This is a genomic window from Paenarthrobacter sp. NPDC091711 (assembly GCF_044756605.1).
GTDB lineage: Bacteria > Actinomycetota > Actinomycetes > Actinomycetales > Micrococcaceae > Arthrobacter.
The window spans coordinates 1-21100 of the sequence record NZ_JBIVTF010000010.1 but is presented as its reverse complement, the minus strand read 5'-3'; the positions used below and the strand labels follow the sequence as shown (position 1 = coordinate 21100).

At 63.7% G+C, this 21100-nt stretch carries 17 protein-coding genes; 5 read left to right on the top strand and 12 right to left on the bottom strand.

Going from position 1 to position 21100, the window contains the following annotated elements:
• Positions 1-81: 81 nt before the first annotated feature.
• Genes ACIQH5_RS15155 through ACIQH5_RS15125 form a run of 7 tightly spaced genes read right to left on the bottom strand, consistent with a single transcriptional unit; the run spans position 82 to position 7390 of the window.
• Complete coding sequence (locus tag ACIQH5_RS15155) at positions 82-1425, bottom strand: NtaA/DmoA family FMN-dependent monooxygenase (RefSeq protein WP_400404752.1); 1344 nt, start codon at positions 1423-1425, stop codon at positions 82-84.
• Between the two features lie 9 nt (positions 1426-1434).
• Complete coding sequence (locus tag ACIQH5_RS15150) at positions 1435-2502, bottom strand: LLM class flavin-dependent oxidoreductase (RefSeq protein ID WP_400404750.1); 1068 nt, start codon at positions 2500-2502, stop codon at positions 1435-1437.
• Positions 2499-3320 carry a DUF1684 domain-containing protein gene (locus ACIQH5_RS15145; protein WP_400404748.1) on the bottom strand — a complete coding sequence of 274 codons (822 nt, stop codon included), beginning with the start codon at positions 3318-3320 and terminating at the stop codon, positions 2499-2501. The genes ACIQH5_RS15150 and ACIQH5_RS15145 overlap by 4 nt, the downstream gene beginning before the upstream one ends.
• Positions 3304-4470, bottom strand: a complete 1167-nt coding sequence (locus ACIQH5_RS15140) for an LLM class flavin-dependent oxidoreductase (RefSeq protein WP_400404745.1) — start codon at positions 4468-4470, stop codon at positions 3304-3306. The genes ACIQH5_RS15145 and ACIQH5_RS15140 overlap by 17 nt, the downstream gene beginning before the upstream one ends.
• Complete coding sequence (locus ACIQH5_RS15135) at positions 4467-5471, bottom strand: ABC transporter substrate-binding protein (protein WP_400404743.1); 1005 nt, start codon at positions 5469-5471, stop codon at positions 4467-4469. The genes ACIQH5_RS15140 and ACIQH5_RS15135 overlap by 4 nt, the downstream gene beginning before the upstream one ends.
• Positions 5472-5480: 9 nt before the next feature.
• Complete coding sequence (locus tag ACIQH5_RS15130; protein WP_400404740.1) at positions 5481-6428, bottom strand: amino acid ABC transporter ATP-binding protein; 948 nt, start codon at positions 6426-6428, stop codon at positions 5481-5483.
• A complete protein-coding gene (locus ACIQH5_RS15125; protein ID WP_400404737.1) occupies positions 6425-7390 on the bottom strand; it encodes an amino acid ABC transporter permease in 966 nt (321 codons plus the stop codon). Before ACIQH5_RS15125 ends, ACIQH5_RS15130 begins: the two co-directional genes overlap by 4 nt.
• 288 nt (positions 7391-7678) lie before the next feature.
• Between ACIQH5_RS15125 and ACIQH5_RS15120 the strand changes: the two genes are divergently transcribed.
• The 4 genes from ACIQH5_RS15120 to ACIQH5_RS15105 all read left to right on the top strand — a co-directional run bounded on the left by ACIQH5_RS15120 (position 7679) and on the right by ACIQH5_RS15105 (position 13082).
• Positions 7679-9634, top strand: coding sequence for an FAD/NAD(P)-binding protein (locus ACIQH5_RS15120; RefSeq protein WP_400404734.1), 1956 nt, complete (start codon positions 7679-7681; stop codon positions 9632-9634).
• 57 nt (positions 9635-9691) lie between these two features.
• Positions 9692-10210, top strand: a complete 519-nt coding sequence (locus ACIQH5_RS15115) for a GNAT family N-acetyltransferase (protein ID WP_400404732.1) — start codon at positions 9692-9694, stop codon at positions 10208-10210.
• Positions 10211-10219: 9 nt separating this feature from the next.
• Complete coding sequence (locus ACIQH5_RS15110) at positions 10220-11938, top strand: helicase HerA-like domain-containing protein (protein WP_400404730.1); 1719 nt, start codon at positions 10220-10222, stop codon at positions 11936-11938.
• A 115-nt stretch (positions 11939-12053) separates the two neighbouring features.
• Positions 12054-13082 (top strand): hypothetical protein, encoded by a 1029-nt coding sequence (locus ACIQH5_RS15105; protein WP_400404728.1) that lies wholly within the window; start codon positions 12054-12056, stop codon positions 13080-13082.
• 117 nt (positions 13083-13199) lie between these two features.
• On the opposite strand, the gene ACIQH5_RS15100 is transcribed toward ACIQH5_RS15105, so the two are convergent.
• From ACIQH5_RS15100 to ACIQH5_RS15080, 5 genes are all read right to left on the bottom strand, one after another.
• Positions 13200-13982, bottom strand: coding sequence for an endonuclease domain-containing protein (locus ACIQH5_RS15100; protein ID WP_400404725.1), 783 nt, complete (start codon positions 13980-13982; stop codon positions 13200-13202).
• A 231-nt stretch (positions 13983-14213) separates the two neighbouring features.
• Positions 14214-16187 carry an NHL domain-containing thioredoxin family protein gene (locus ACIQH5_RS15095; protein WP_400404722.1) on the bottom strand — a complete coding sequence of 658 codons (1974 nt, stop codon included), beginning with the start codon at positions 16185-16187 and terminating at the stop codon, positions 14214-14216.
• Positions 16187-18460 carry a cytochrome c oxidase assembly protein gene (locus ACIQH5_RS15090; RefSeq protein WP_400404719.1) on the bottom strand — a complete coding sequence of 758 codons (2274 nt, stop codon included), beginning with the start codon at positions 18458-18460 and terminating at the stop codon, positions 16187-16189. Before ACIQH5_RS15090 ends, ACIQH5_RS15095 begins: the two co-directional genes overlap by 1 nt.
• 122 nt (positions 18461-18582) lie before the next feature.
• Entirely contained in the window at positions 18583-18870 is a 288-nt protein-coding gene (locus ACIQH5_RS15085) for an HU family DNA-binding protein (RefSeq protein ID WP_011776355.1), read from the bottom strand.
• A 229-nt stretch (positions 18871-19099) separates the two neighbouring features.
• The gene (locus tag ACIQH5_RS15080; RefSeq protein WP_400404717.1) at positions 19100-19663 is read right to left on the bottom strand and encodes a GNAT family N-acetyltransferase; all 564 of its coding nucleotides are present in this window, start codon (positions 19661-19663) and stop codon (positions 19100-19102) included.
• Between the two features lie 201 nt (positions 19664-19864).
• Here ACIQH5_RS15080 and ACIQH5_RS15075 point away from each other — a divergent pair, with 201 nt between their 5' ends.
• A complete protein-coding gene (locus ACIQH5_RS15075) occupies positions 19865-20902 on the top strand; it encodes a patatin-like phospholipase family protein (RefSeq protein WP_400404714.1) in 1038 nt (345 codons plus the stop codon).
• The last annotated feature ends 198 nt before the right edge of the window (positions 20903-21100 follow it).

Genomic DNA, 21100 nt, shown 5'->3' with positions numbered 1-21100 from the left:
CCCTAAGCCCCGAGAACAGCCCTCGGAATCGAGCGGTTTTCGGTCCGGAGCGAGGGAATGATCCAGCAAAAAATGCCTTCATCAGACGTGCGCCGGCTCTTCGGACCGCACCGGAGTCTCCAGCCCCAGGTTCTCGCGCAGCGTCGTGCCCCGGTATTCCGTGGGGTAGACGCCGCGTTCCTGGAGCTCGGGCACCAGATGGTTCACGATGTCGTCCAGACCTGTGGGGATGAGCCACGGTGAAATGTTGAAGCCATCCACGGCCCCAACCCGCGCATATTCTGCGAGGTGGTCCGCCACGGCGGTGTAGGAGCCGGTAAACGTGGAGTCGATGCGTGCCGTTTTGGACGTGACAAACTGGCGGATGGAGAGGCCTTTGTCTTTGGCCTCGGCCCTCCACTGATCCGCAAGCTGGCGTGCTTTGGCGCCGTGGAAGCCGCTGCCGCGCGTCTCCGAGGTTTCCTCCACCACGGGGTCGATCTCCGGAAGGGGACCATCGGGATCGTAGGAGGAGAGCTCCCTGCCCCAGAACTGTTCCAGGTAGGCGATGGCCTGCTGTGGTCCGATCTGCAGGCTCCGGACCCAGGCCTTCTTTTCCTGCGCTTCCTGTTCGGTGGCGGCCAGAATGAATTCGCTGGCAGGCATGATCTGCACGGCGTTGGCACCGCGGCCGGCTGCGATGGAGCGGGCCACGATGTCGCGGCGGAACTCCACAGCGTCATCGAACTTGGGGTGGGCGGAGAAGATCACGTCAGCTTGGCGGGCTGCGAAGTCACGGCCGTCCGGGGAATCACCGGCTTGGAAGAGCACCGGGCGGTACTGGGCGCTGCGCGGGAGGCGGGGGGTGACGTCAACGGTGTAGTGCTGGCCTTCGTGGAGGACCCGCCGGGCGGGTCCGGTGGGGGTTTCCCAGGAGTCCCAAATACGCTTGGCGGTTTCCACGAACGCTTCGGCGTGCTTGTAACGGTCGGCGTGGTCCAGGTATCCACCGCGGCGGAAGTTCGCACCCGTCCAGGCGTTGTCAGTGGTGACGATGTTCCAAGCGGCGCGGCCCCCGGAGATCAGGTCCAGTGAGGACAATCGGTGTGCCAGGTCCGCGGGGTCGTTGTACGTGGTGTTTTGAGTGGCTACCAAGCCGATGTTCCTGGTGACTGCAGCAAGTGCGGCCAGCATGGTCTGGGCGTCAGGCCGGCCCACTACGTCCAGTGCATGGGGGCGTCCGAGGTGTTCGCGCAGGCGCAGTCCTTCGCCCAGGAAGAAGGCTGCGAACTTCCCGCGCTCGGCTGTCTGGGCGATGTGCCGGAACGATTCGAAGTCCGTTTGCGAGCCCGCTTCGGGTGCCTTCCAGATGGTGCCGGAGTTGACGCCCTGGAAGAAGATCCCGAACTGGATCTGGCCGCTCGGCTGGAAAATGTCGCGTGTCATGGTGTTCCCCTACTTTCCGGCGGCAAGAGGAGCCGCGGCAGTGGTCGAATAGCGGTTCTCCGCAGGTACAAGCCCGAGGACATCACGGAAAGTGCCGTCCTGGACCGGTAGCCGCAAGGCCCCACGGCGGCGCAGCTCAGGCAGGACGAGGCGTGACAGTTCTTCCAGCTCCACGTCAAGGACAGCGGGGTGGAGTCGAACGCCGTCGGCTTCGCTCAGAAGGGAGTCGAGCAGTTCGGTGAGGCCTGCCGCCGAGCCAACAAACCGCGCAAGGCCGCTCTCGGGCGACGGTACCTGCCGCGTAGCTGCGCTTTGCCCGCGGGCGTCCAGTACGACGTCGAGCTCCGCAACAATCGCCACCGAAGAACCAAGCCGTGCCCGCGCGTCGCGGACTTCGGCGGCCAGCAGCTCCGGTGTGGGAGCGGACACCAGCACGGCGTCCACGGCATCGGATGGAACCAGGCCCTCGCCCACCAATGAGGCAGCAGCGAGCACGGGCAACTGTCCCTGCAGGGGCCTCGGAATGATGGACGGGCCCTTCACGGAATAGGCGGCCCCGGAAAAGTCAGCGGGCGTTTCGAAATCCGCGTAGTGCAGCTTGTCCACGTCGATGTACCGCCCCGTAGCGACGTCGCGGATCACGGCGTCGTCCTCCCAGGAATCCCACAAACGTCGGCCCACCTCGATGGACGCGGCGGCCTCCTGGGCCAGCGCGTCACCCTCAACAAACGAACGTCCGACGGCGGCAGCAGCCTCAGGTGACACCGCTGCGGTAGCGATCCAGCCGGCCCGGCCGCCGGACACGTAGTCCAGGCTGGCGAGCTGCGTGGAAACGTGGAAAGGCTCTGTGTAGACGGTGTCGATTTCCGGCACGACGGCGATGGTGCGAGTGACGGGTCCGGCAAAGGCCGCGCGCTGCAGGGCGTTGGCACGTCCGGCTTCCGGGGTGTCCTTAAAGGTTGCTGCGTGGAAACCGGCTGATTCGGCTGCGAGGACGGCGGCGGCAATGCCCTCATATCCCGCGCCGTCGAGTTCAACGGCCAGGAACCCGGCCTTGCGTTCTTCGAAGGTACTCACTTCTGGTCCTGACGTTCGTAGGGAATCTTTTCGCCGGCTTCAATGGCCACCGGAAGCCGGTTTTCGGCAGGCGGCAACGGGCAGGTGGCGAGGTCTGTGTAGGCGCATGGCAGGTTCACGGCCCGGTTGAAGTCGAGCTGGACTGAGCCATCGGCGGCGGGGACCACGGACAGCGAGCGGTTGGCTGCATAGGTGGTCTTGCCGGAGGTCTGGTCGGTGAACAGCACGGACAACGAGCCCGGTGCGTGGCCGTTGAACGCCGTCAGCGCCAATTCCTCGCCAGCGAGCTTGAAGCGGATTTCACCCGGCGCTTCGTACACGTGCTGGATACCCTCGACGGCGGCACCCACCGTGGTGGGACGCGGCGCCTCAAAGGGCACGAACGTACCCGCCACGGCAAACGCCGCGTTGGGTGTGTAGGCGGGCGTCCCCTGGTACTCCTGCAGGAGGGCGTTGGACGGGTTCCGCGGGCGCACAATGTACTCGCCGCCGCGCTTGGCAACCTCAATCACGGTGTCGCCGGAGACCAGGTTGATCCCGCCGCGTTCCTCAATGGGCCCCAGTACGACGGGTGTTTTCAGTTCCACCCCGTCCTGCTGCAGGCTTTCGCCGGGCTCCAGCACAACGCGTACGACGTCGTCCTCCGCACTCCAGGTGCCCGGCGCGCCTTCCAGCCGGGTTGCGTCGCTGCTGAGCCAGTGAAGGTGGGTCACGGCGAGGAAGCCATGCGGGTGGGCACGGTGCCGCTCGTGGGAGTCGTGCCACTCCTGCCATTCCTGGTCAAAGGCTTCGAATGCTGTTTCAGTGTGCAAAGACATGTGCGTTGTCGCTCCTGTTGAAGGCATGGTCGGCGGTGACGGTTGCTGCTGCGTCCGGCTCGGTGGCGCCGGCGAACTCCGGGCGGCCTGCGAAAGGATCCCCGGCTTCCCAGAGTGTGGTGGGCGCCGCGGCCCGGACGGCAGGGATGACCTCCACCGCGAAGCGTTCCAGGATTTCCAGCTGCTGTTCGAAGGGCAGCGTGGTGGGCAAGGAAATGGACTGAAGATCGTGGTTGTACAGCGAGTGGTAGCTGAGAATCTTGTCGATCACCTGCTCCGGGCTGCCTACCAGGGCCGGGCCCTCGGCTACGGCGTGCTGGATGTCCCGGAACGGCGAGTTGTTGCCGGGGACGTTGCGGTTGGCGGTCAATCCCTCGTACACCGGACCGTACTGACGGATGGCTTCCTGCGTGGTGTCCGCGATGAACACGCCACCAGCGCCACTTCCCGAGCCCAGGTACTGGTGCCGTGGATCGTGCCCGTGGCGCTCGTACTCTTCTCGGTAGTGGTCGATCAGGACCTTGTAGTTCTCACGGGGCTGGATGGCGTTGGCCGTGAACAGCGGGTCACCCCACTTGGCTGCGAGCGCAGCGGATGTCAGGGTTGTAGCCGAGCCGTGCCAAATACGGGGTGAGCCCGCAAAGGGGCGAGGCGTCGTGGTGGTTGGCTCGGTGAGTGCGGGCCTGAAGCGGCCGGACCAGGTGACGCTCTCCTTGCGCCACAGTGCCCGGAGCAGCGCGTACTTCTCTGCGAGCAGGTCCCATTGCTCGTCCAGGGACAGGCCGAAAAGCGGGTACTGCAGGACCTCGTTGCCTTTGCCGATCACCAGTTCCAGGCGGCCCCGGCTCAGTTGGTCGATGGTGGCGTAGTCCTCGGCCACGCGCACGGGATCCAGCACGGAGAGCACGGTGACGCCGGTTTGGAGGCGGATGCGGCGGGTGACGGCGGCAATCGCGGCGAGGACCGTCGTCGGGGATGACGAGACGAACTCACCGGCATGACGCTCGCCCACGGAGAAGCTGTCAAAACCGAGTTCCTCGGCCCTCTTCGCCGTTTCCACCACCTGGTTCAGCCGGTCAGCGGTGGAGACAATCTCCCCTGTCACCGGGTTTTTCAGGTGGGGAATGATGTCCAGGACTTGGAACTTCATTTGGTGGTCCCGGCCGGCGTAACAAAGGTGGCTTCAGTGACCGTCTTGGACTCCGGGATGGCTTCCTCGGAGAGGCCCCAGCGTTCCAGGACCTTGCCGTAGGAGCCGTCCTTGATGGTGGAGTTCAGGGCGTCGGTGATGGCCGGGGCCAGGCCATTGCCCTTCAGGGTGGTGGCGGCAACCAGTGTTTCTGCAGGCCAGCCAGCGTTGACCTTGCCCACCACTTTGAGGTCATCGCGGGTGTTTTCGCGGTACGTCACAGACGGGTACGGGGCAATGTTGAGGTCGGTGCGGCCGGAGGAGAGCGCCAGGATGGTGTCGGCGTCCGAGGAGTAGTACTGCAGTGTGGCCGGCGCCTTGCCCTTGGCTTCGAGTTCCTGGTTCCACGCAAGCAGGATCTTTTCCTGGTTGGTGCCGGAGCCTACGGAGATCTTCAGGCCGGAAATGTCATCTGAGCCCTTGATGTCGTACGTGGAGCTCTTTTTCGCTTCAAAGCCCATGTACGCCGCACGGTAGGTGGAGAAGTCGAACAGCTTCACGCGTGCTGCGTTGATGCCCACGTTGGAGAAGACTGCTTCGAAATCACCGGACTGGGTCTTCAGCGGCCAGTTCTCCCAGGACGTCACCTGGAGGTCCAGTTCCAGCCCGAGCTTGTCCGCAACGAGCTGGGCGATGTCCACCTCAACACCGATCGGCGTCTTGTCATCCGTGGCGTGGAAGGACAGCGGAATGGAACCCGCTGTGGTGGCTACGGTCAGCTTTCCGTCCTTGGCGATTGCCGCAGGAACAGTGGCGGCTGCGGCTGTGTCTTTCTCGCTCCGGATCCGGTTCTGGTCCACGGACGTGTTGTAGACAATCCCGTTCTTAGCAGCTTCGGACTCCGGCTGGGCTGCCGACGCTCCAGGATCGGAGCACCCGGCCAGCACGGGAAGCACGACGGCGGGAAGGACAGCAAGTGCCAGGATCTTGCGTTTCTTGGTGGAGCTGGTGGTGCGAAGCATGGGGATGTCCTAGATGTTGAAAGCTGGTTCGATGACTTTGGAGAAGAAGCTGCGGGTACGTTCCTCGCGGGGGTTGGCGAAGATGTCCTGAGGAGTGCCGGACTCCACAATCTGGCCCTGGTCCATGAACACCACGGTGTCCGCGACGTCCCGGGCAAAACCCATCTCGTGCGTCACCACAATCAGGGTGGTGCCGGACTTGGCCAGTTCACGGATGACGTCCAGGACCTCGTTCACGAGTTCCGGGTCCAGTGCCGATGTTGGCTCGTCGAACAGGAGAATCTTGGGATCCAGTGCCAGCGCCCGTGCAATCGCAACGCGCTGCTGTTGGCCACCGGAAAGCTGTCGCGGGTAGGCATCGGCGCGATCCTTCAGGCCCACCCTGTCCAGGAGTTCCAGGCCACGCTTCCGGGCCTCAGCCTTGGACCGTTTCTGGGCCACGATGGGCGCCTCGATCACGTTCTCCAGGGCGGTGAGGTGCGGGAACAGGTTGAAGCTCTGAAACACCATGCCAATGTGGGTGCGTTGCTTGAGGATGTCCTTTTCACGCAGCTCGTGAAGCTTGTTGCCGCGGACCTCGTAGCCCACCAGTTCGCCGTCGATGGTGATGTAACCGCCGTCAACCTTTTCCAGGTGGTTGATGGTGCGCAACAGGGTGGACTTGCCGGAGCCGGACGGGCCAACAATCACGGCCACGCCACCCGGCGGCACGGACAAGGACACACCCTTGAGGACCTCGGTGGTGCCAAAGGACTTCCGGACATTCGTGATGTCCACCTGACCGCGGGTTGCCGGCCTGTCCACTGAGGTGGGCTGCGCCGTCGTCGTGCCGGCATGTTCCCCTGCCGCACCGGCAGCCGGGCTTTCGCCCTGGGTTTTGTCTGCGACCTTGTTTGCGGTTGTGTCTGCGACCTTGGCAGCCGCGGCGGAATCTTTGCGTGCAGCGATGATGCTCATCGGGCGTCCTTCGTGGGAGAGGCAGCAACGTGGGTGGTGAAGAACTTCCGGGCCCTCTGCAACGGCGTGAGCGGCAGAGTCCGCAGGGCGCCCTTGGAAAAGTGGCGCTCAATGTAGTACTGGAAAACGCTCAGCACCGAGGTGATCACCACGTACCAGAGCGTGGCCACGAGCAGCAGGGGAAGAACCTGCTGGGTCCGGTTGTAGATGACCTGGACCGTGTAGAACAGTTCGGAGTAGGCCAGGACGTAAACAATCGAGGTGCCCTTGACCAGGCCGATGATCTCGTTGAAAGCGTTGGGCAGGATGGCGCGCATGGCTTGCGGCAGCACAATCCTGGTGGATCGCTTCCACGCGGGGATGCCCAACGCGGAGGCGGCCTCGAGCTGGCCCTGGTCCACGGAGAGAATACCGCCGCGGATGATCTCGGCAGAGTAGGCGGCCTGGTTCAGCGTGAGCCCCAGCACCGCAGCAGCGAACTGGCTGATGAGCGTGGTGGTCTGTGCTTCGAAAAAGCGGACGTCCGTGAAGGGGATGCCCAGGCTGATCTTCTCGTACAGGTAGCCCAGGTTGTACCAGAGCAGGAGCTGGACCAGCAGCGGCGTGGAGCGGAAGATCCAGGAGAACGTCCAGGACACCGAGACCAACAGCGGCGAAGAGGACAGACGCATGAGGGCCAGGATGAATCCGAGGACGAAACCGAGGACACCGGAAATGGCCGTGAGCTTGAGGGTCTCGATCAGTCCGTTTACTACCGACTGAGCGGTGAACCATTCGGCCACTACGCCCCACTCCCAGCGCGGGTTGGTAACCAGCGACCACGCAATGGCTGCGACGCCGGCGGCTACAAGAACGGTTCCCACCCAGCGCCAGGGCTGCCGGGCCGGAACCACCTTGTACTCGGAGTAGTCCGGGGTGGGCGGTGCAGTTTCCGCCGTGGCAGGCGGTGCGATTGCACTCATGCGCCACCTCAATTCAGATCGGTTGTTGTCTATCGGATGGCTGCCAATCTAGGGCCGCGCGAAACCCGGCAGCAAGGCGGGAATTTGCACTTCTTCACTGGACTTCGCGCGGCTTCTCGGGAGTTCTCACGGCGTCACAATCGTGGTCACGGGGCGCCTTATGAGTCGGGATTTTGCGCTCGTTAACGCTGCGTGACGTGTGGTGAACGGCGGTTACCGCCGCCTCGACCGGCATGGCTCAACGTCCCTAGATTGGGCATCACCAACCACTGTTTTTCAGGAGATCCCATGCCGTCACGAGTACCCGCCATCGCCTTCATCGGCGGCGGCCCGCGCACGGCCGGCGTCCTTGAACGGCTTGCAGCCAACCGTCCCGAACTTTTCGGCGGCCCCCTGCACATCCATGTCATCGAACCCCATGAGCCCGGCTCCGGGAGGATCTGGCGTTATGACCAGGATCCCGGGCTGCTGCTGAACTCCACGGCCGCGGACGTCACCATGTTCACCGATGCCTCCGTGGCCTGCGATGGGCCCGCTGCTGACGGACCCGGATTGTTCACATGGGCGGCCGGCGTCCTGGATGGCAGTATCCGCGACGTCCCGGCATTGGAGCCGCACCTTCTGGACCAACTCCGCGCGCTGACACCATCGTCCTTTCCCACCCGGCAACTGCAGAGCAAGTACCTCGAGTGGTTCTTCCGCCGGGCCGTGAGCAATCTTGGCCCCGAGGTCACCGTGACCGTTCACCGCGACACAGCCACCGGCGTCGAGCGTTCTTCTGGCAGCAGCGCGGCCTCAACTGCAACGCACCACGACGATGCGCACCGCGTGAGGCTGGCTTCCGGCGCCGACGTGGTTGCCGACGTCGTGGTGTACGCGCTGGGCCACACCGATTCCTTGACTGATCCCGAATCGGCGCGCCACAGTGAATTCGCTGCCCGGCACGGCGGGTTCCATGCGCCGCCGTCGTACACCACTGATGTGGACTACTCCGGGATTGAAGCAGGGCAGGATGTGATTGTCTCCGGCATGGGGCTCGCCTTCGTGGACCTGCTGGTGCTGTTGTTTGAGGGCCGTGGCGGCCGCTTTGAAGAAAGGCCCGACGGCGAACTGGACTATGTGCCCTCCGGCGCCGAGCCGCGGGTCTGGGCCGGGTCACGGCGCGGTGTGCCGTACCATTCCAAGATCTCCTCGGCTCTGCGGGGTGAAGCGGTGGCCCGTCCGCGATACTTCACGTCCTCCGCCATTGACGCTCTGTTGGCCACGCACCAGGAACTCGATTTCCGCACACACCTGTGGCCGCTGATCGCCAAAGACGCCGGCTACGCCTACTACCGCGAGCTGTTCACCGGCTACCCGTCGCGGGTGTTGGGGACGTGGGCAAGCTTTGAGGCGCGCCTGGATGCCGTTGACTGGTACAGCGCTGCCCGGGAAGAACTGGCGGCCTTCTCCATACCGGATCCTGCGTTGCGCCTGGACCTCGAAAAGCTGGACCACCCCCTGAGCGGCTGCGCTTTCGCCGACCATGAAACTGTCCAGCGCTCCGTGGCCGCCTACATCCAGAACGACCTGAACCTCAGGACCAGCCCGGACCACTCCGAAACCCTCGCCCTGTTCACGGCGTTGTTGTACGTGTACATGGACTTGGGGCGTTTGGTCCCGCAAGACCGGCTCAATGCACGCTCTCAACAGACCATTCACGGTTGGTGGCACGGCTTCTTCAGCTTCGTGGACTCGGGGCCGCCAGCGCACCGGCTCCGCGAAATGCTCGCACTGCACAGGGCCGGGCTCCTGAAGTTCCTTGGCCCTGGCATGTGGGTCCGCGCCGACGACTCCATGGGGAGGTTCGTTGCCGGGACGTTCCAATCGCCCGTGGTGGTGGATGCGTCCGCGTACATTGAGGCTCGGCTGCCTTCCGCGTCCGTGGAACGCTCCGCGAACCCCGCCCTGGCTGACCTGCACCACGCCGGATGGGGCACCGAACAACGACTCCTCACCTCGGAGGGCGCCCACTCCACCGGCAAACTCCTGGTGTCCGGGAATCACGAGGTCCTGTCCCCTGTTGCTATTCCTCAGAAGGGGCTGTTCGCGGTGGGGCCGTGGACGTCCGGCTGGGGCGCGGGTGCGTTTGCCCGTCCCAACACCAACGCGGCACCGTTCAGGGAAAACGATGCCCTGGCACGCCGCATCCTCTCCACAGTTGCCGCCACCCACCCAACTGAGTCGCAGTTGACGTCGTTATGAGCCCTCAGAACGACGTCAACTGCTACCTACTTGGGATCCACCTACGAAAGGCCTGACATGACCTCCACGCCAACCCTGCCGACGTCGGGCCTTACCGTCCTCAGCCTGCCCATGCGCGATCCCCGCGTTCGTCCGCTCCTGGACGAGCTCGCCGTCGAATACGAAACCCGCTACGGCAACCTGTTCGGCACCGGCGGCGCTGCCGAAGAACTGAACAGGTACCCGGCCGAGGAATTCGAAGCCCCGCACGGCGCCCTGATCATCATCCAGGAGAACGGCGAGTCAGTGGCTGGCGGCGCGTTCCGGCGCTACGACCAGCACACCGCGGAACTGAAGCGGATCTGGACGCATTCGGCCCACCGCCGCCGCGGTCTGGCACGGCTGGTGCTGACAGAACTGGAGAATGAAGCTCGACGCCGGGGCTACCGGAAGCTGTACCTCACCACCGGGCCGCGCCAGCCTGAGGCCAAAAACCTCTACCTCGCCACAGGCTACAAAGCACTGTTCGAACTCGCCGCGGACCCGGAAGACATCAAGCATTTGGCCTTCAGCAAGGATCTTGCCGTGCAGAGCTAAGCTATGCGCATGGCCAACAAGACGACTGCCGAAAAACTCGCCACCATCCAGCAGGGATACACCCTGGAAGGTGCCACCATAGAACTCGGCGCCGCGATCGTAGACGGCGAGATCCACAAAGAAGCGCAGGTCCGGCTTCCGCTCGCCATGATGAACCGGCACGGTTTGGTGGCTGGCGCCACGGGCACAGGTAAGACAGTCACGCTGCACATGATTGCCGAGCAATTGTCGACGGCGGGTGTTCCGGTTTTCCTCGCGGACATCAAAGGTGATCTGTCCGGACTGGCGACGCCCGCCACCGGCAGTGAGAAGCTGACCGCACGCACGCAAGCGCTTGGGCAGGATTGGCAGGCCAAAAACTTCCCGGTGGAGTTCCTCTCCTTGGGCGGCGACGGCCACGGCATCCCCGTCCGCGCCACCATCACCTCGTTCGGGCCCATCCTGCTCTCGCGCATCATGGATTTGAACGACACGCAGGAGTCCAGCCTCCAGCTGATCTTCCATTTCGCGGACCAGAACAACCTGGAACTGATCGACCTCAAGGACTTGAGGGCTGTTATCCAGTTCCTCACCTCGGACGAAGGCAAGGCCGAGCTCGCCAACCTCGGCGGGCTGTCCAAAGCCACGGCCGGCGTGATCCTGCGCGAGCTGGTCACCCTTGAGGCGCAGGGCATGGAGAAGTTCTTCGGCGAGCCCGAATTCGATACCGCCGAACTCCTCCGCACGGCACCCGATGGCCGCGGCGTCATCAGCTGCCTGGAGCTTCCCACGCTGCAGACCAAGCCGCTGTTGTTCTCCACGTTCCTCATGTGGCTCCTGGCCGACCTCTTCGAGGACCTGCCCGAAGCCGGCGACCTGGACAAACCTAAACTCGTTTTCTTCCTTGATGAGGCGCACCTGCTGTTCAACGGCGCGTCCAAGGCCTTCCTCGAAGCGATCACCACCACGGTCCGGCTCATCCGATCCAAGGGCGTGGGCATCTTCTTCGTCACCCAGACGCCCAAGGATGTTCCCGCCGATGTCCTTGGCCAGCTCGCCAACCGCGTCCAACACGCCCTGCGCGCCTTCACCCCGGAAGATGCCAAGGCTTTGAAGGCCACGGTGTCCACCCTCCCGGTCAGCGACTACAACCTGGAAGAGACACTCACCTCCGCAGGCATCGGCGAGGCCGTCATCACCGTCATGAACGAGAAAGGCGCACCCACGCCCGTTGCCTTGACCCGGCTCCGCGCTCCCGAGTCCGTGATGGGGCCCAGCACTAACGAACTTATCCAAAGCGCCGTGGCCGCATCCTCCTTGCTGGCGAAATACGGCACCGCCGTGGACAACCTGTCCGCCTACGAGAAACTCACTGGCCAGGCAACCGCTCCTACTGGAGATGCTGCGCCGGGGTTGCCCCCGGTGCCCTCTTCCGGAACCCCTGGGGCCTCCGGTACTCTCGGGGCTTCGCAGGCGGACATCGACGCCGAAGCGCGCCGGATCGAAGAGGAAATCCTGGGCCGTCCCAGCTCACGGTCCTCGTCGCCTGAGCCTTTCCCGGCACCGCCTGCTCCTCCCGCTCCGGCACCGCAGTCCTCACAACAGGACGGCATGTTCGGCGACATCGCCGGTGCCCTCGGTGGAGCGCTGGGTGGCGGGCTCAAGAGCATGGTCCGCTCCATGGGAACTCAGCTGGGCCGCGACCTCATGCGTGGGGTCTTCGGCACGTCCTCGCGGCGTCGCCGCTAGTCCTGTTTGAAGGCCGGAACCACGACGCCGGGCGGCAGCAACGCCCGCTGCCACCCGGCGTCGAGCCTTCTCCAATCGGTGGATATATGTCGTTCCAAGGTCTTCCTGCACGGGGTTGGCTGCGGTGGCAGGTAACGTAAAGGGCGTGCAGTTGAGTCAAGCGTTCGTCAAGACCGCAGCCGGATGGCTGCTCGGTCTGATGCTTGCTGCCGCCGGAGCCATCGTGTGCATCAACCTGGTGAGCTCCTCCGTGGCCAGTCCGCAGCAGCCTGTCAAGGAGTATCTGACAGCCCTGCAGCACGGCGAAGGCGAAGAAGCGCTGGGCCTGCTCCGCGCCAAAGTACCCAGCGCAAACGCCGCCATGCTGGACGGCACAGCCCTGCAAACGGCCGCATCCAAGATGACCGACATCAAGGTGGGAAACCCCGAAGCCCGGGGCAGCAACCGGATGGCTGTGCCTGTGGACTACACCCTTGACGGCAGCCGCCTCCACACGGAATTCCTGATGGAACGGACCGGGACCCAGTGGCTGTTCTTCGCTAAATGGGCGTTCGTCCCCACCACGCTTCCCACCATTGAAGTCACCGTGGTCAATTCCAGCGAGGCCACCCTCAACGGTGTACCCGTGAACATGCCCAATGGGCGCAACAACTTTGCCGTCTTCTTCCCCGGTAAGTACGAGGCAAGCCTGAACGGCACTTACTTCGAAGCTCCGTCGGCCTCCGCACTGGTGGCAACGCGCGACGGCGGCCAGGCACCCTTGAACCTGCAGACACGGTCCACCAAGGCCATGAATGAAGCCGTCGCAGGCAAGGTCCGGGAATTCCTGGACACGTGTGCCGCCCAAGCCACTGAACAGCAGCGCCTCCAGCCCGATTGCCCGTTCTATCACGCCAGCAATGCCCGCGTGGTGGATGGAACCATCAAGTGGGCCATCACGGAGTACCCCAAGATCACCATTGAGCCGTTCGGCGGCAAGTGGGTAGTGGCCCCCCTTAACGGCAAGGCCACATTGACCGCCCGGGAGATCAACCTCTTCACCGGGTTCGTCAACGACCTCAATGTGGAGCACGATTTCAGCTTCACCACCCAGTTGGACGTGGGCGCTGACACTGTGACGGTCACCCCGATGCTGACCTTCTGACTTTTCTTCCCCGTCCGTGGCCCAGCCGTGTCACGCCCCGCAACTTTTTAGCCTGATTCCCACCCGAGTTCCCTGGATTCCTGGGGATGGGCCTCTCCAGAGCCGGCAAAACCTTGCTCAGCGTGACGGTGTCTTGAGCGGTTTCCCCCGGGCCAGCACCGCCAAGACCTCCTGAACCATTTCCTCAGGATGATGGACTACGTCGGCATAGTAGTAGCGGAGCACTGTGTACCCCTTCACAGCTGAGACATTCCCTCGACGATGGTCCTTTTTAACCTGAGCCCAGTCAGAGTGGTGACGACCATCAAGCTCCACTAACAACCAGCCCTCCAGAATTAGATCCACGTAGCCCACACCCTCCAGATAGAACTGTGTTTGCACGCTGATCCCCGCCAGCCGGAAGTGCGTTCTGGCCAGCGTCTCCAACAGCGATTCCGCTCCGCGGTCCACCCACCCGAGGACAGCCCGGGCTTTGCCGTTCCTTTTGCCCTCCAGACGCATCAGCAGGAAGTCCACTGTCATGTCACCCCTGCCCACTGCGCACTCCACCATCACCAAGGCCTCCGTCCACGGCCGGCACCGCACAGCATGTATCAGCACATCGGCCAGGGAGGCGACCGGGCGGTATGGGTGGGGAGGCAACAGCAACCCACGGTGCTGGACTACTGCGGCGCCGGCATCTCCACGGGCTTGGTACACGTGCACGGAATCACTGCTCGCCAGCACCCAGAGGTTGTAGAAACCGGCCGCACTAATGCACGTGAGCAGCTGACGGTTGGTAACTAACCCGACGTGGGCGGCATCAGCCGAGGCTAAGGCATACACTCCCCGCGCGGGCTGGAGAACTCCTCCACGGCTGGCACGTCTCAACGCTGCGTCGGTGACGCCGAGACTGGTCATAGCCGGCCGTCTAGCCGCGCCCCCTAGACGGTGCAAGGCTTCCTCGACTCCCATCCCCTCAGCCTGTCGTTCCAGGCATAGAGCCGGCACTGCCCAAGTGGGCTATGTGGATAATCCGCGGCTCACGAGCGGTCCACGTGGGACTGCTGCCACGGCATGAAAAAGGCCCGGGCAACCTCCTGAGAGGTCAAACCCGGGCCATTCCCGTGTAGTGAGACAGCGTGACGAGACTTAGTCCATGCCGCGCAGGTCCAGCACCAGCTCAGACTCACCGTCGGCCTGCAGGACTACGGGAATGCCCCAGTCCTGCTGGTAGAGGTGGCAGGCCGCGTGGTCCGGGATTTCGCCGTCCTCAGTCTCGGGACCATCGCATGCGGCCGCGCGGGCAGTGATGTGCAGGATGCCCTCAGGTACGTCGGCCGAGAGTTCCAGAGTGCGAAGTAAGCCCACCGAGGTGCCACCACCTGAGACCAGAAGCTCCGGTGGTGTGGAGGAAATCTTCAACTGCGTGGGGTCGCCCCAACGGTCGTCCAGCTTCTGGCCGGTGGGTGCCTTGAAACGCACCGCGAGCTCCAGGGTGCCGGGGGTCACCGGGCTCTTGGGACGGTGCGTCTGCGAGGCTCCCTCATCCACTTGCAGGGCTTCCTTGGGAATGGGAACCAGGACCAGTTGGTGCTTGTTGGACTCAACAACCACCAGCAGCGGGTCGCTGCCTTCAACCTGAACCACGACGACGTCGCTGGGCTCCGCGAGGCCCCTCGCCAAGGTGGATACGGACTTGGTTGCGGGGTCGTATCGGCGCACGGCACCGTTGTAGGTGTCCGCGATGGCCACGGAATTGTCCGGCAGGACCGTGACACCCAAGGGGTGTTGCAGGCGTGCTTCATCGGCCCCGCCATCGCGGAATCCGAAATCGAACAGGCCCTTGCCCACTGCGGTTTCCACGGTCACGCCGGAATCGCTGACCATCAGGCGACGCAAGGATGACGTTTCCGAGTCGGCAACCCAGATGTTGTCTTCACCATCAATGGCCAAACCGGACGACTGGGCGAACCATGCCTCCTCCGCTTTGCCGTCTAGGAGTCCCTCGAGTCCGGAACCGGCGAGTATGGAAACCTCGTTGGCCAGGGGGTCGAAGGCGAAGATCTGGTGGGTTCCTGCCATGGCGATGACCACTCGCTGCAGCTTTTCGCTCCAGACCACGTCCCACGGCGAGGACAGTGAAACCTCGGTGCCGAGACCCAACGCCCCAACATCGATCGCGTCGGCAGCGAAGTCAGCCGGGCCGCCGTCGTGGTGTTCAGACCACGTTCCGGCACCGGTGTCCGTCACTCGGGCGGGGCCGGCGTCGAGCAGCCGCTGAACACCGTTGCCGGCGAGGGTCTGCACGTAGCCTGAGCTCAACGTGACGCCACGCAGGCGATGGTTGACGGTGTCGGCAACCACTGCGTCGTAGCCGAGCTTCCACGCCAATTCCGACGGCAGGACGGTCACGCCCTGGGGTTCGTTGAACTGCGCGATCTCCGATTGCCCGTCCAGGAACCCCTTGGTGCCGGAGCCGATGATGCGCTCCACGGTTTCAAGATCGGGGCGGAGCTCCACCAACCGGTGATGGCCGGAATCCACTACCAGGTAGTTGCCGTTGGCGAGCTGCGTGGCCTTTCCGGGGAAACGCAGAGTGCCCGACGTCGGCTCGGGAGCAACGTACGGTCCGTTACCGCGGTGGAGCGTACCCTTGGCCTCGTGCTCGGCTACGAGTTCCTCCAGGAGGACGGCGAGGCCGCCTGCGTGCCCCTCGCCGGAGAGGTGGGCCACGATGTAGCCCTCGGGGTCAATGACTACCAGTGTGGGCCACGCGCGGGCGGTGTAAGCCTTCCACGTTGCCAGCTCGGGATCATCCAGGACGGGGTGGTGGATTTCGTAGCGTTCAACGGCGGATGCCAGTGCCACGGGATCCGCTTCGTGTTCGAACTTGGGCGAATGCACGCCGACCGTCACCAGGACGTCTGAGTACTTTTCCTCAAGGGGGCGCAGTTCGTCCAGCACGTGCAGGCAGTTGATGCAGCAGAAGGTCCAGAAATCCAGCAGCACGATCTTGCCGCGCAAGGACTCGAGGTCCAGCGATTTCCCGCCCGTGTTGAGCCAGCCGCGGCCCTCCAGTTCGGAGGCCCGGACCCGGAGTTGGGTACGTACGGTTTCGCTCATCAGCGTCCTTCCAGCTTGGTGTTCGGTTCGGTCTGCCCGGCAGAGTCTGTGGTGGCGTGTTCGGCGTTGCCGCGTTCCGACCGCGCCGGCGTGGATCCTTGGGCCTCCATGGACGCCTGAGGGGTCCTGGCTGCCTGGGTAGGTCGATTGATGATCTTGGCGTCGCGGTCGGCGAGCCGGGCAAACATATCGTTGTAAGCACTGAGATCGGCGTCGTTATTCCTGTCGGCGGCCCGATCCACCCGGCGGGTCTCCCGTTCGTCCGAACGGGACCACATCACTGCGACGCCGATTGCCACCAGCAGGGTGGGAACCTCGCCGATGCCCCAAGCCACTGCACCGCCCAGTTGCTGGTCCCCAATAGCCGACGGGCCCCAGGCCCTGCCCAGGTTTCCGAAGTAATCCGCGGCCAGCAGCCCTGTGCCACCCATGATGGCCACGCCAAAGAATGCGTGGAAGCCCATGGTGGCCAGCAGGAGGAGCAGGCGCATAGGGTACGGGGCGCGGCGGGGAAGAGGATCGCTACCGATCATGCTGAGCACAAAGATGTAGCCGGTCAGCAGGAAGTGCACGTTCATGAGCTCATGGCCCACGTGCTCGCGCATCGCCAGGCTGAACAGGTCCGAGTAGTAGAACAGGACGATCGAGCCCGCGAAGTTGGCAGCGGCGAACAACGGGTGCGTCACGATCTGCGAGAACTTTGAGTGCACGAACAGCAGCAGCCATTCGCGTAGCCCCCGCGAGCCGTGAACGCCTTCACCCCGGGCCGGCAAGGCACGCAAGGCAAGCGTCACGGGGGAACCGAGGACCAGGAAGATGGGAGCCACCATGGTGAGAGCCATGTGATCCACCATGTGTGCAGAGAAGAGCACGCGCCCGTAAACGGCGGGCGGACCGGACGTGATATACATCAGCACTACCAGCCCGATGAGCCAGTTCACCGTCCGGAACCATGACCACTTGTCGCCACGCTTACGGACCTTGATGATGCCAAGGATGTAGGAAACGGCACCGAACAGGGCGACGCCCACCCACAGCCAGTCGAAGCGCCATTCAGTCAACCAGCGTTCCGGGGTGAGCTCCGGTGGGAGCTCGTAGCCGGAGAGGATGAACGACGGCGAGGCATCGGGTGCGTAGGTGGTGGGCTGCGGCGGCGCCGAGCGTCCGAGCGCAACGGCGAGTCCCGACGTCGCGCCCATCACCAGCAGCTCAACCAAGACGAGCTGCCACAGCACTCGGCGGGCGGACAGGGAACCGTTCTTGCCAAGCTGTGGGATGACCCACTGGCGGTGCATGAAGCCGATACCACCGAGCACCAGGGTGGCTAGGGACTTGGCGATAATGAGCTGGCCATAGGCGGAGCCAAAAAGGTCGGCAGGGTTTGTCACGCGTATGGCTGCGTTGATGACACCGGAAGCGAACACCAAGACAAAGGCGAAACCGGCCAACGACGAGAAGCGGCGCAGGGTTTGCTCGGTGATGTCCGGTGTTCCCTTGCTCCGGGAACCCGTGAGAATGCCGGAGAGGACCGCGAGCATGATGATGCCGCCAACCCAAGTGGACACACCCACCAGGTGGAGGCCCAGGGAGTTAATGGCGCCTTCATGGTCGCTTGAACTGGAGGAGTGGCCAATCAGGGCTGTGGGAATCAGGCCGATCAGGGCCAACAGGAGCGTGAACGCCAGGCCTGTCAGCGACCTCACGCCGAACAACGCAGTGGTGACAACGGCGGCAATGATGGTGACCGCGAGCCAGGCCTTGCCGGTCTCGATGTCTGTCATGAAGTAGACCAAGGAACGTGTGAACTCCGCGTCTCCGGAGAGCCCCTGTCCTGCGACATCTGCGTAGGTCAGTACGAGGACCGCCACTGCGGACAATGTCCAGGCTGCGCCTGCTGCCGCGGCAACGGCCAAGGCCCGTGCGAAGGCCGGATGTTCGGGGGCGTCAAGGTCCTTTTCACGGGACCGGGATCCGCCGATGTTCTTGGGCAGGATGCCGACGGCAAAGATCAGGCCGCCAACCACCGTTGCAACTGACACATTGTGGATGGCTTTCGCGATGGGGAGGCCCCACCGGACCAACTCGCCGGGGTCGGAGACCTGCCGGGCAGCTGAGGCGCCGGAGAAGATAAGGGCCGCTGCGAGAGTCAGGAACAGCACCGCCAGACCAGCCAGTTGCCACGGCAAGGAAATGCCCGCGACTGTAGTGCCTCCCCGCGTTCCGGGCTTGGGAACAGGCGAAGGGGCAGTAGCGGAACTTCTTGCTGATGGCACCTATCCATTGTCCGCTACCTGCCGCCGGGCTGCGAATCGGAAGAGGCGCTATATGCATTAACTAACAAAAGGGACGGCAACCAGCAGGTTGCCGTCCCTTTTAGGCATTCGCCGAAGAGTAGTTACTTCTTCTTGGCGACAGCAGCCTTCAGCTTGGAGCCAGCGGTCAGCTTGACGCTGTGGCCGGCTGCGATCTGGATGGTTTCGCCGGTCTGCGGGTTGCGGCCGGTGCGAGCTGCACGGTCGGTGCGCTCAACTGCGAGCCAGCCCGGGATGGTGATCTTTTCGCCGGCGGCGACAGAAGTCTCGAAAACTTCGAACAGTGCATCGAGCACGGAGTTGACTGCTGCCTGGCTGGTGCCAGCCTTGCCTGCTACCTCTGCAACGAGTTCACTACGGTTCTTAGCCATTTACGTCCTCCTGGACTCATACGTTTTTGAGCTTTCAAGCGGAATGCGAGCAAGCCACTGTTCGAAAACTTACCAGCTTGGGCTGGCATGGCCAGCAAATTCCGCGTGTTTCCGCGCCTTTTTGACCAAAATCACCGGATTTTCGGGGTTTTTAGGAGTGCTTTACGCCCTTGGCGTACCCTATGGCGTTGGCGATCGACCCAAGCCGGGCACTCACTGGCCGCCTCGACTAGAACAAAATACGTTGAAACAACACGTGGTCCTGCCACTCCCCGGCTATCTGGAGGTAGGACGGCGCTATCCCTATTCGCTCGAAACCGGACCGTTTCAGGACGGTTTGGGAGGCCGCGTTGTGCGCCAGCGTAGCGGCTTGGATTCGATGAAGGCCGAGTTCCTCGGTGGCCATGCTGACGACGGCGGCTACCGCGCCGGACGCCACGCCCTTACCGGTGCATCCCTCATCCACCCAGTAGCCGAGGTTGGCACTCAGGAAGGGACCCCGGACGATGCCGGAAAGCGTAAACATCCCGACGACCCCCTGTGCGGTGGTCAAAACCCACGGCACCTCCAGGCCCTGTTCATAAAGGTCCAACTTGCCCCCTATTACCGCCGACTGACCTGCGGTACTGAAGAAATCGTCGGCCCGGACTGGTTCCCACGGCGCCAGGTGCTCTCGGTTCCGCCGGTAGGCAGCGGCCAGACAGGACGCATCCGAAATTTCCAGTGGTCGTAGGAGGAGCTGAGCGGCATCTTCGCCCGCTGATTCAATGTCCAGGTTTCGCGTGAGAATCATCTCTGGACTCTACCGGCGGGCACCCACAAAGATTGCGCAGGATTCAGCAGGGTGATAACTTTCCGGTGATCGTGATTTTCGACAGGAGGTGAGTCCCATGAACGCAGTATCCACAGTGGGCGCTCCCCTGTCCACGATCCCGCGACTGAGTTAGTCGCCCACTGGGAGCGCCAAACAGGCACATCGCGAAAGGCGACTCCCATGAACACAACTCCTTCTTCTTTGCACGTCCCTGCACCCTCCCATCTGCAGGATTCCGCTCAGCTGGTGTCTCACCAGCCCCACCCGGCTATTGACGCCTCACAAAGAGTGCCCGCTGGTGAGCGGGCGCTGATCCTCGGTGGCGGCGGGTCCACAGGCAACGCATGGCTGATCGGCGTCGCCGCTGGACTTTTCGACGCCGGGTTGGACGTAACCGCTGCGGACCTCACCGTTGGCACGTCGGCCGGTTCGACGGCGGCGGCCCAATTGGTGGGGGCAACTCCAGCCGAGCTCTTTGATGCCGTCCTTGCCGCGGCCCCGCGGAAGCCCGCAGTGATGCCCGCAGTGATCCCTGGCGCCGATTCCGCGCCATCAGCTCCTGCCAAGCACGCCGGCGGGAGGAACGGAGCCCGGGCTGTGACCGACCATATGGAACGAACCGGAAGAATCCTGGAGGACTCCACGGACATGGCCGATATGAGACGCCGCATGGGTGCCGCGGCTCTGGACATGGCCGAAGCGATGGAAGGCTCCAGTGCACGCTGGCGCCAAACCGTTGCTGCCCGACTACCCCATCAGGAGTGGCCGGAACGATTAGTGCTCCTCACGGCGGTTGAAGCCCGCACCGGTGAACCGGTGGTGTTCGACCGCCATAGCGGAGTGGAGTTGGTTGACGCTGTGGCCGCCAGCTGTGCCAGTGGGTTCGCTTACGGCATCGGCAGCAATCACTATATCGACGGCGGCTACCGTTCCAACGCCGATAACGCCGACCTCGCGGGCGGGTACAGTCGCGTGCTGGTGCTGTCACCCTTTGGAGGTAGGACGCGAACTCCCATGGAATGGGGCATGCACTTAACCGCACAGGTAGACGAACTACGCCGCAGCGGAAGCCGGGTTGAAACGGTCTTCCCGGTCAAGGAGGCTGAGCACCTGTTTGGCGTCAACGCCATGGACCTGTCGCTTCGGCCGGCAGCTGCCCAAGCCGGCTTCGATCAGGGCAAAGCCTTGGCCGGTCCGCTCAGCGCGTTCTGGCACTGACCCGACGCATGTCAGCCGCGACTGGGGGGTCCTTCAACCCTCAGTCGCGGCTGCTTCTAGCTGGGTTCCGGCCGTCTTCGTGGGCGGCCTGTTGGTGATTTTTGGTTGTTAAATGCGGGGAGCCCCGACCTGTGTTGGTCGGGGCTCCCCGTTAATGGTTGTCCGGCGGTGTCCTACTCTCCCACACCCTCCCGGGTG

Coding starts and splice junctions, on each gene's coding strand:
- ACIQH5_RS15155 (WP_400404752.1), bottom strand. CDS start 1,425: ATGACACGCGACATTTTCCAGCCGAGCGGCCAGATCCAGTTCGGGATC.
- ACIQH5_RS15145 (WP_400404748.1), bottom strand. CDS start 3,320: ATGTCTTTGCACACTGAAACAGCATTCGAAGCCTTTGACCAGGAATGG.
- ACIQH5_RS15140 (WP_400404745.1), bottom strand. CDS start 4,470: ATGAAGTTCCAAGTCCTGGACATCATTCCCCACCTGAAAAACCCGGTG.
- ACIQH5_RS15135 (WP_400404743.1), bottom strand. CDS start 5,471: ATGCTTCGCACCACCAGCTCCACCAAGAAACGCAAGATCCTGGCACTT.
- ACIQH5_RS15130 (WP_400404740.1), bottom strand. CDS start 6,428: ATGAGCATCATCGCTGCACGCAAAGATTCCGCCGCGGCTGCCAAGGTC.
- ACIQH5_RS15125 (WP_400404737.1), bottom strand. CDS start 7,390: ATGAGTGCAATCGCACCGCCTGCCACGGCGGAAACTGCACCGCCCACC.
- ACIQH5_RS15120 (WP_400404734.1), top strand. CDS start 7,679: ATGCCGTCACGAGTACCCGCCATCGCCTTCATCGGCGGCGGCCCGCGC.
- ACIQH5_RS15115 (WP_400404732.1), top strand. CDS start 9,692: ATGACCTCCACGCCAACCCTGCCGACGTCGGGCCTTACCGTCCTCAGC.
- ACIQH5_RS15110 (WP_400404730.1), top strand. CDS start 10,220: ATGGCCAACAAGACGACTGCCGAAAAACTCGCCACCATCCAGCAGGGA.
- ACIQH5_RS15100 (WP_400404725.1), bottom strand. CDS start 13,982: ATGACCAGTCTCGGCGTCACCGACGCAGCGTTGAGACGTGCCAGCCGT.
- ACIQH5_RS15095 (WP_400404722.1), bottom strand. CDS start 16,187: ATGAGCGAAACCGTACGTACCCAACTCCGGGTCCGGGCCTCCGAACTG.
- ACIQH5_RS15085 (WP_011776355.1), bottom strand. CDS start 18,870: ATGGCTAAGAACCGTAGTGAACTCGTTGCAGAGGTAGCAGGCAAGGCT.
- ACIQH5_RS15080 (WP_400404717.1), bottom strand. CDS start 19,663: ATGATTCTCACGCGAAACCTGGACATTGAATCAGCGGGCGAAGATGCC.
- ACIQH5_RS15075 (WP_400404714.1), top strand. CDS start 19,865: ATGAACACAACTCCTTCTTCTTTGCACGTCCCTGCACCCTCCCATCTG.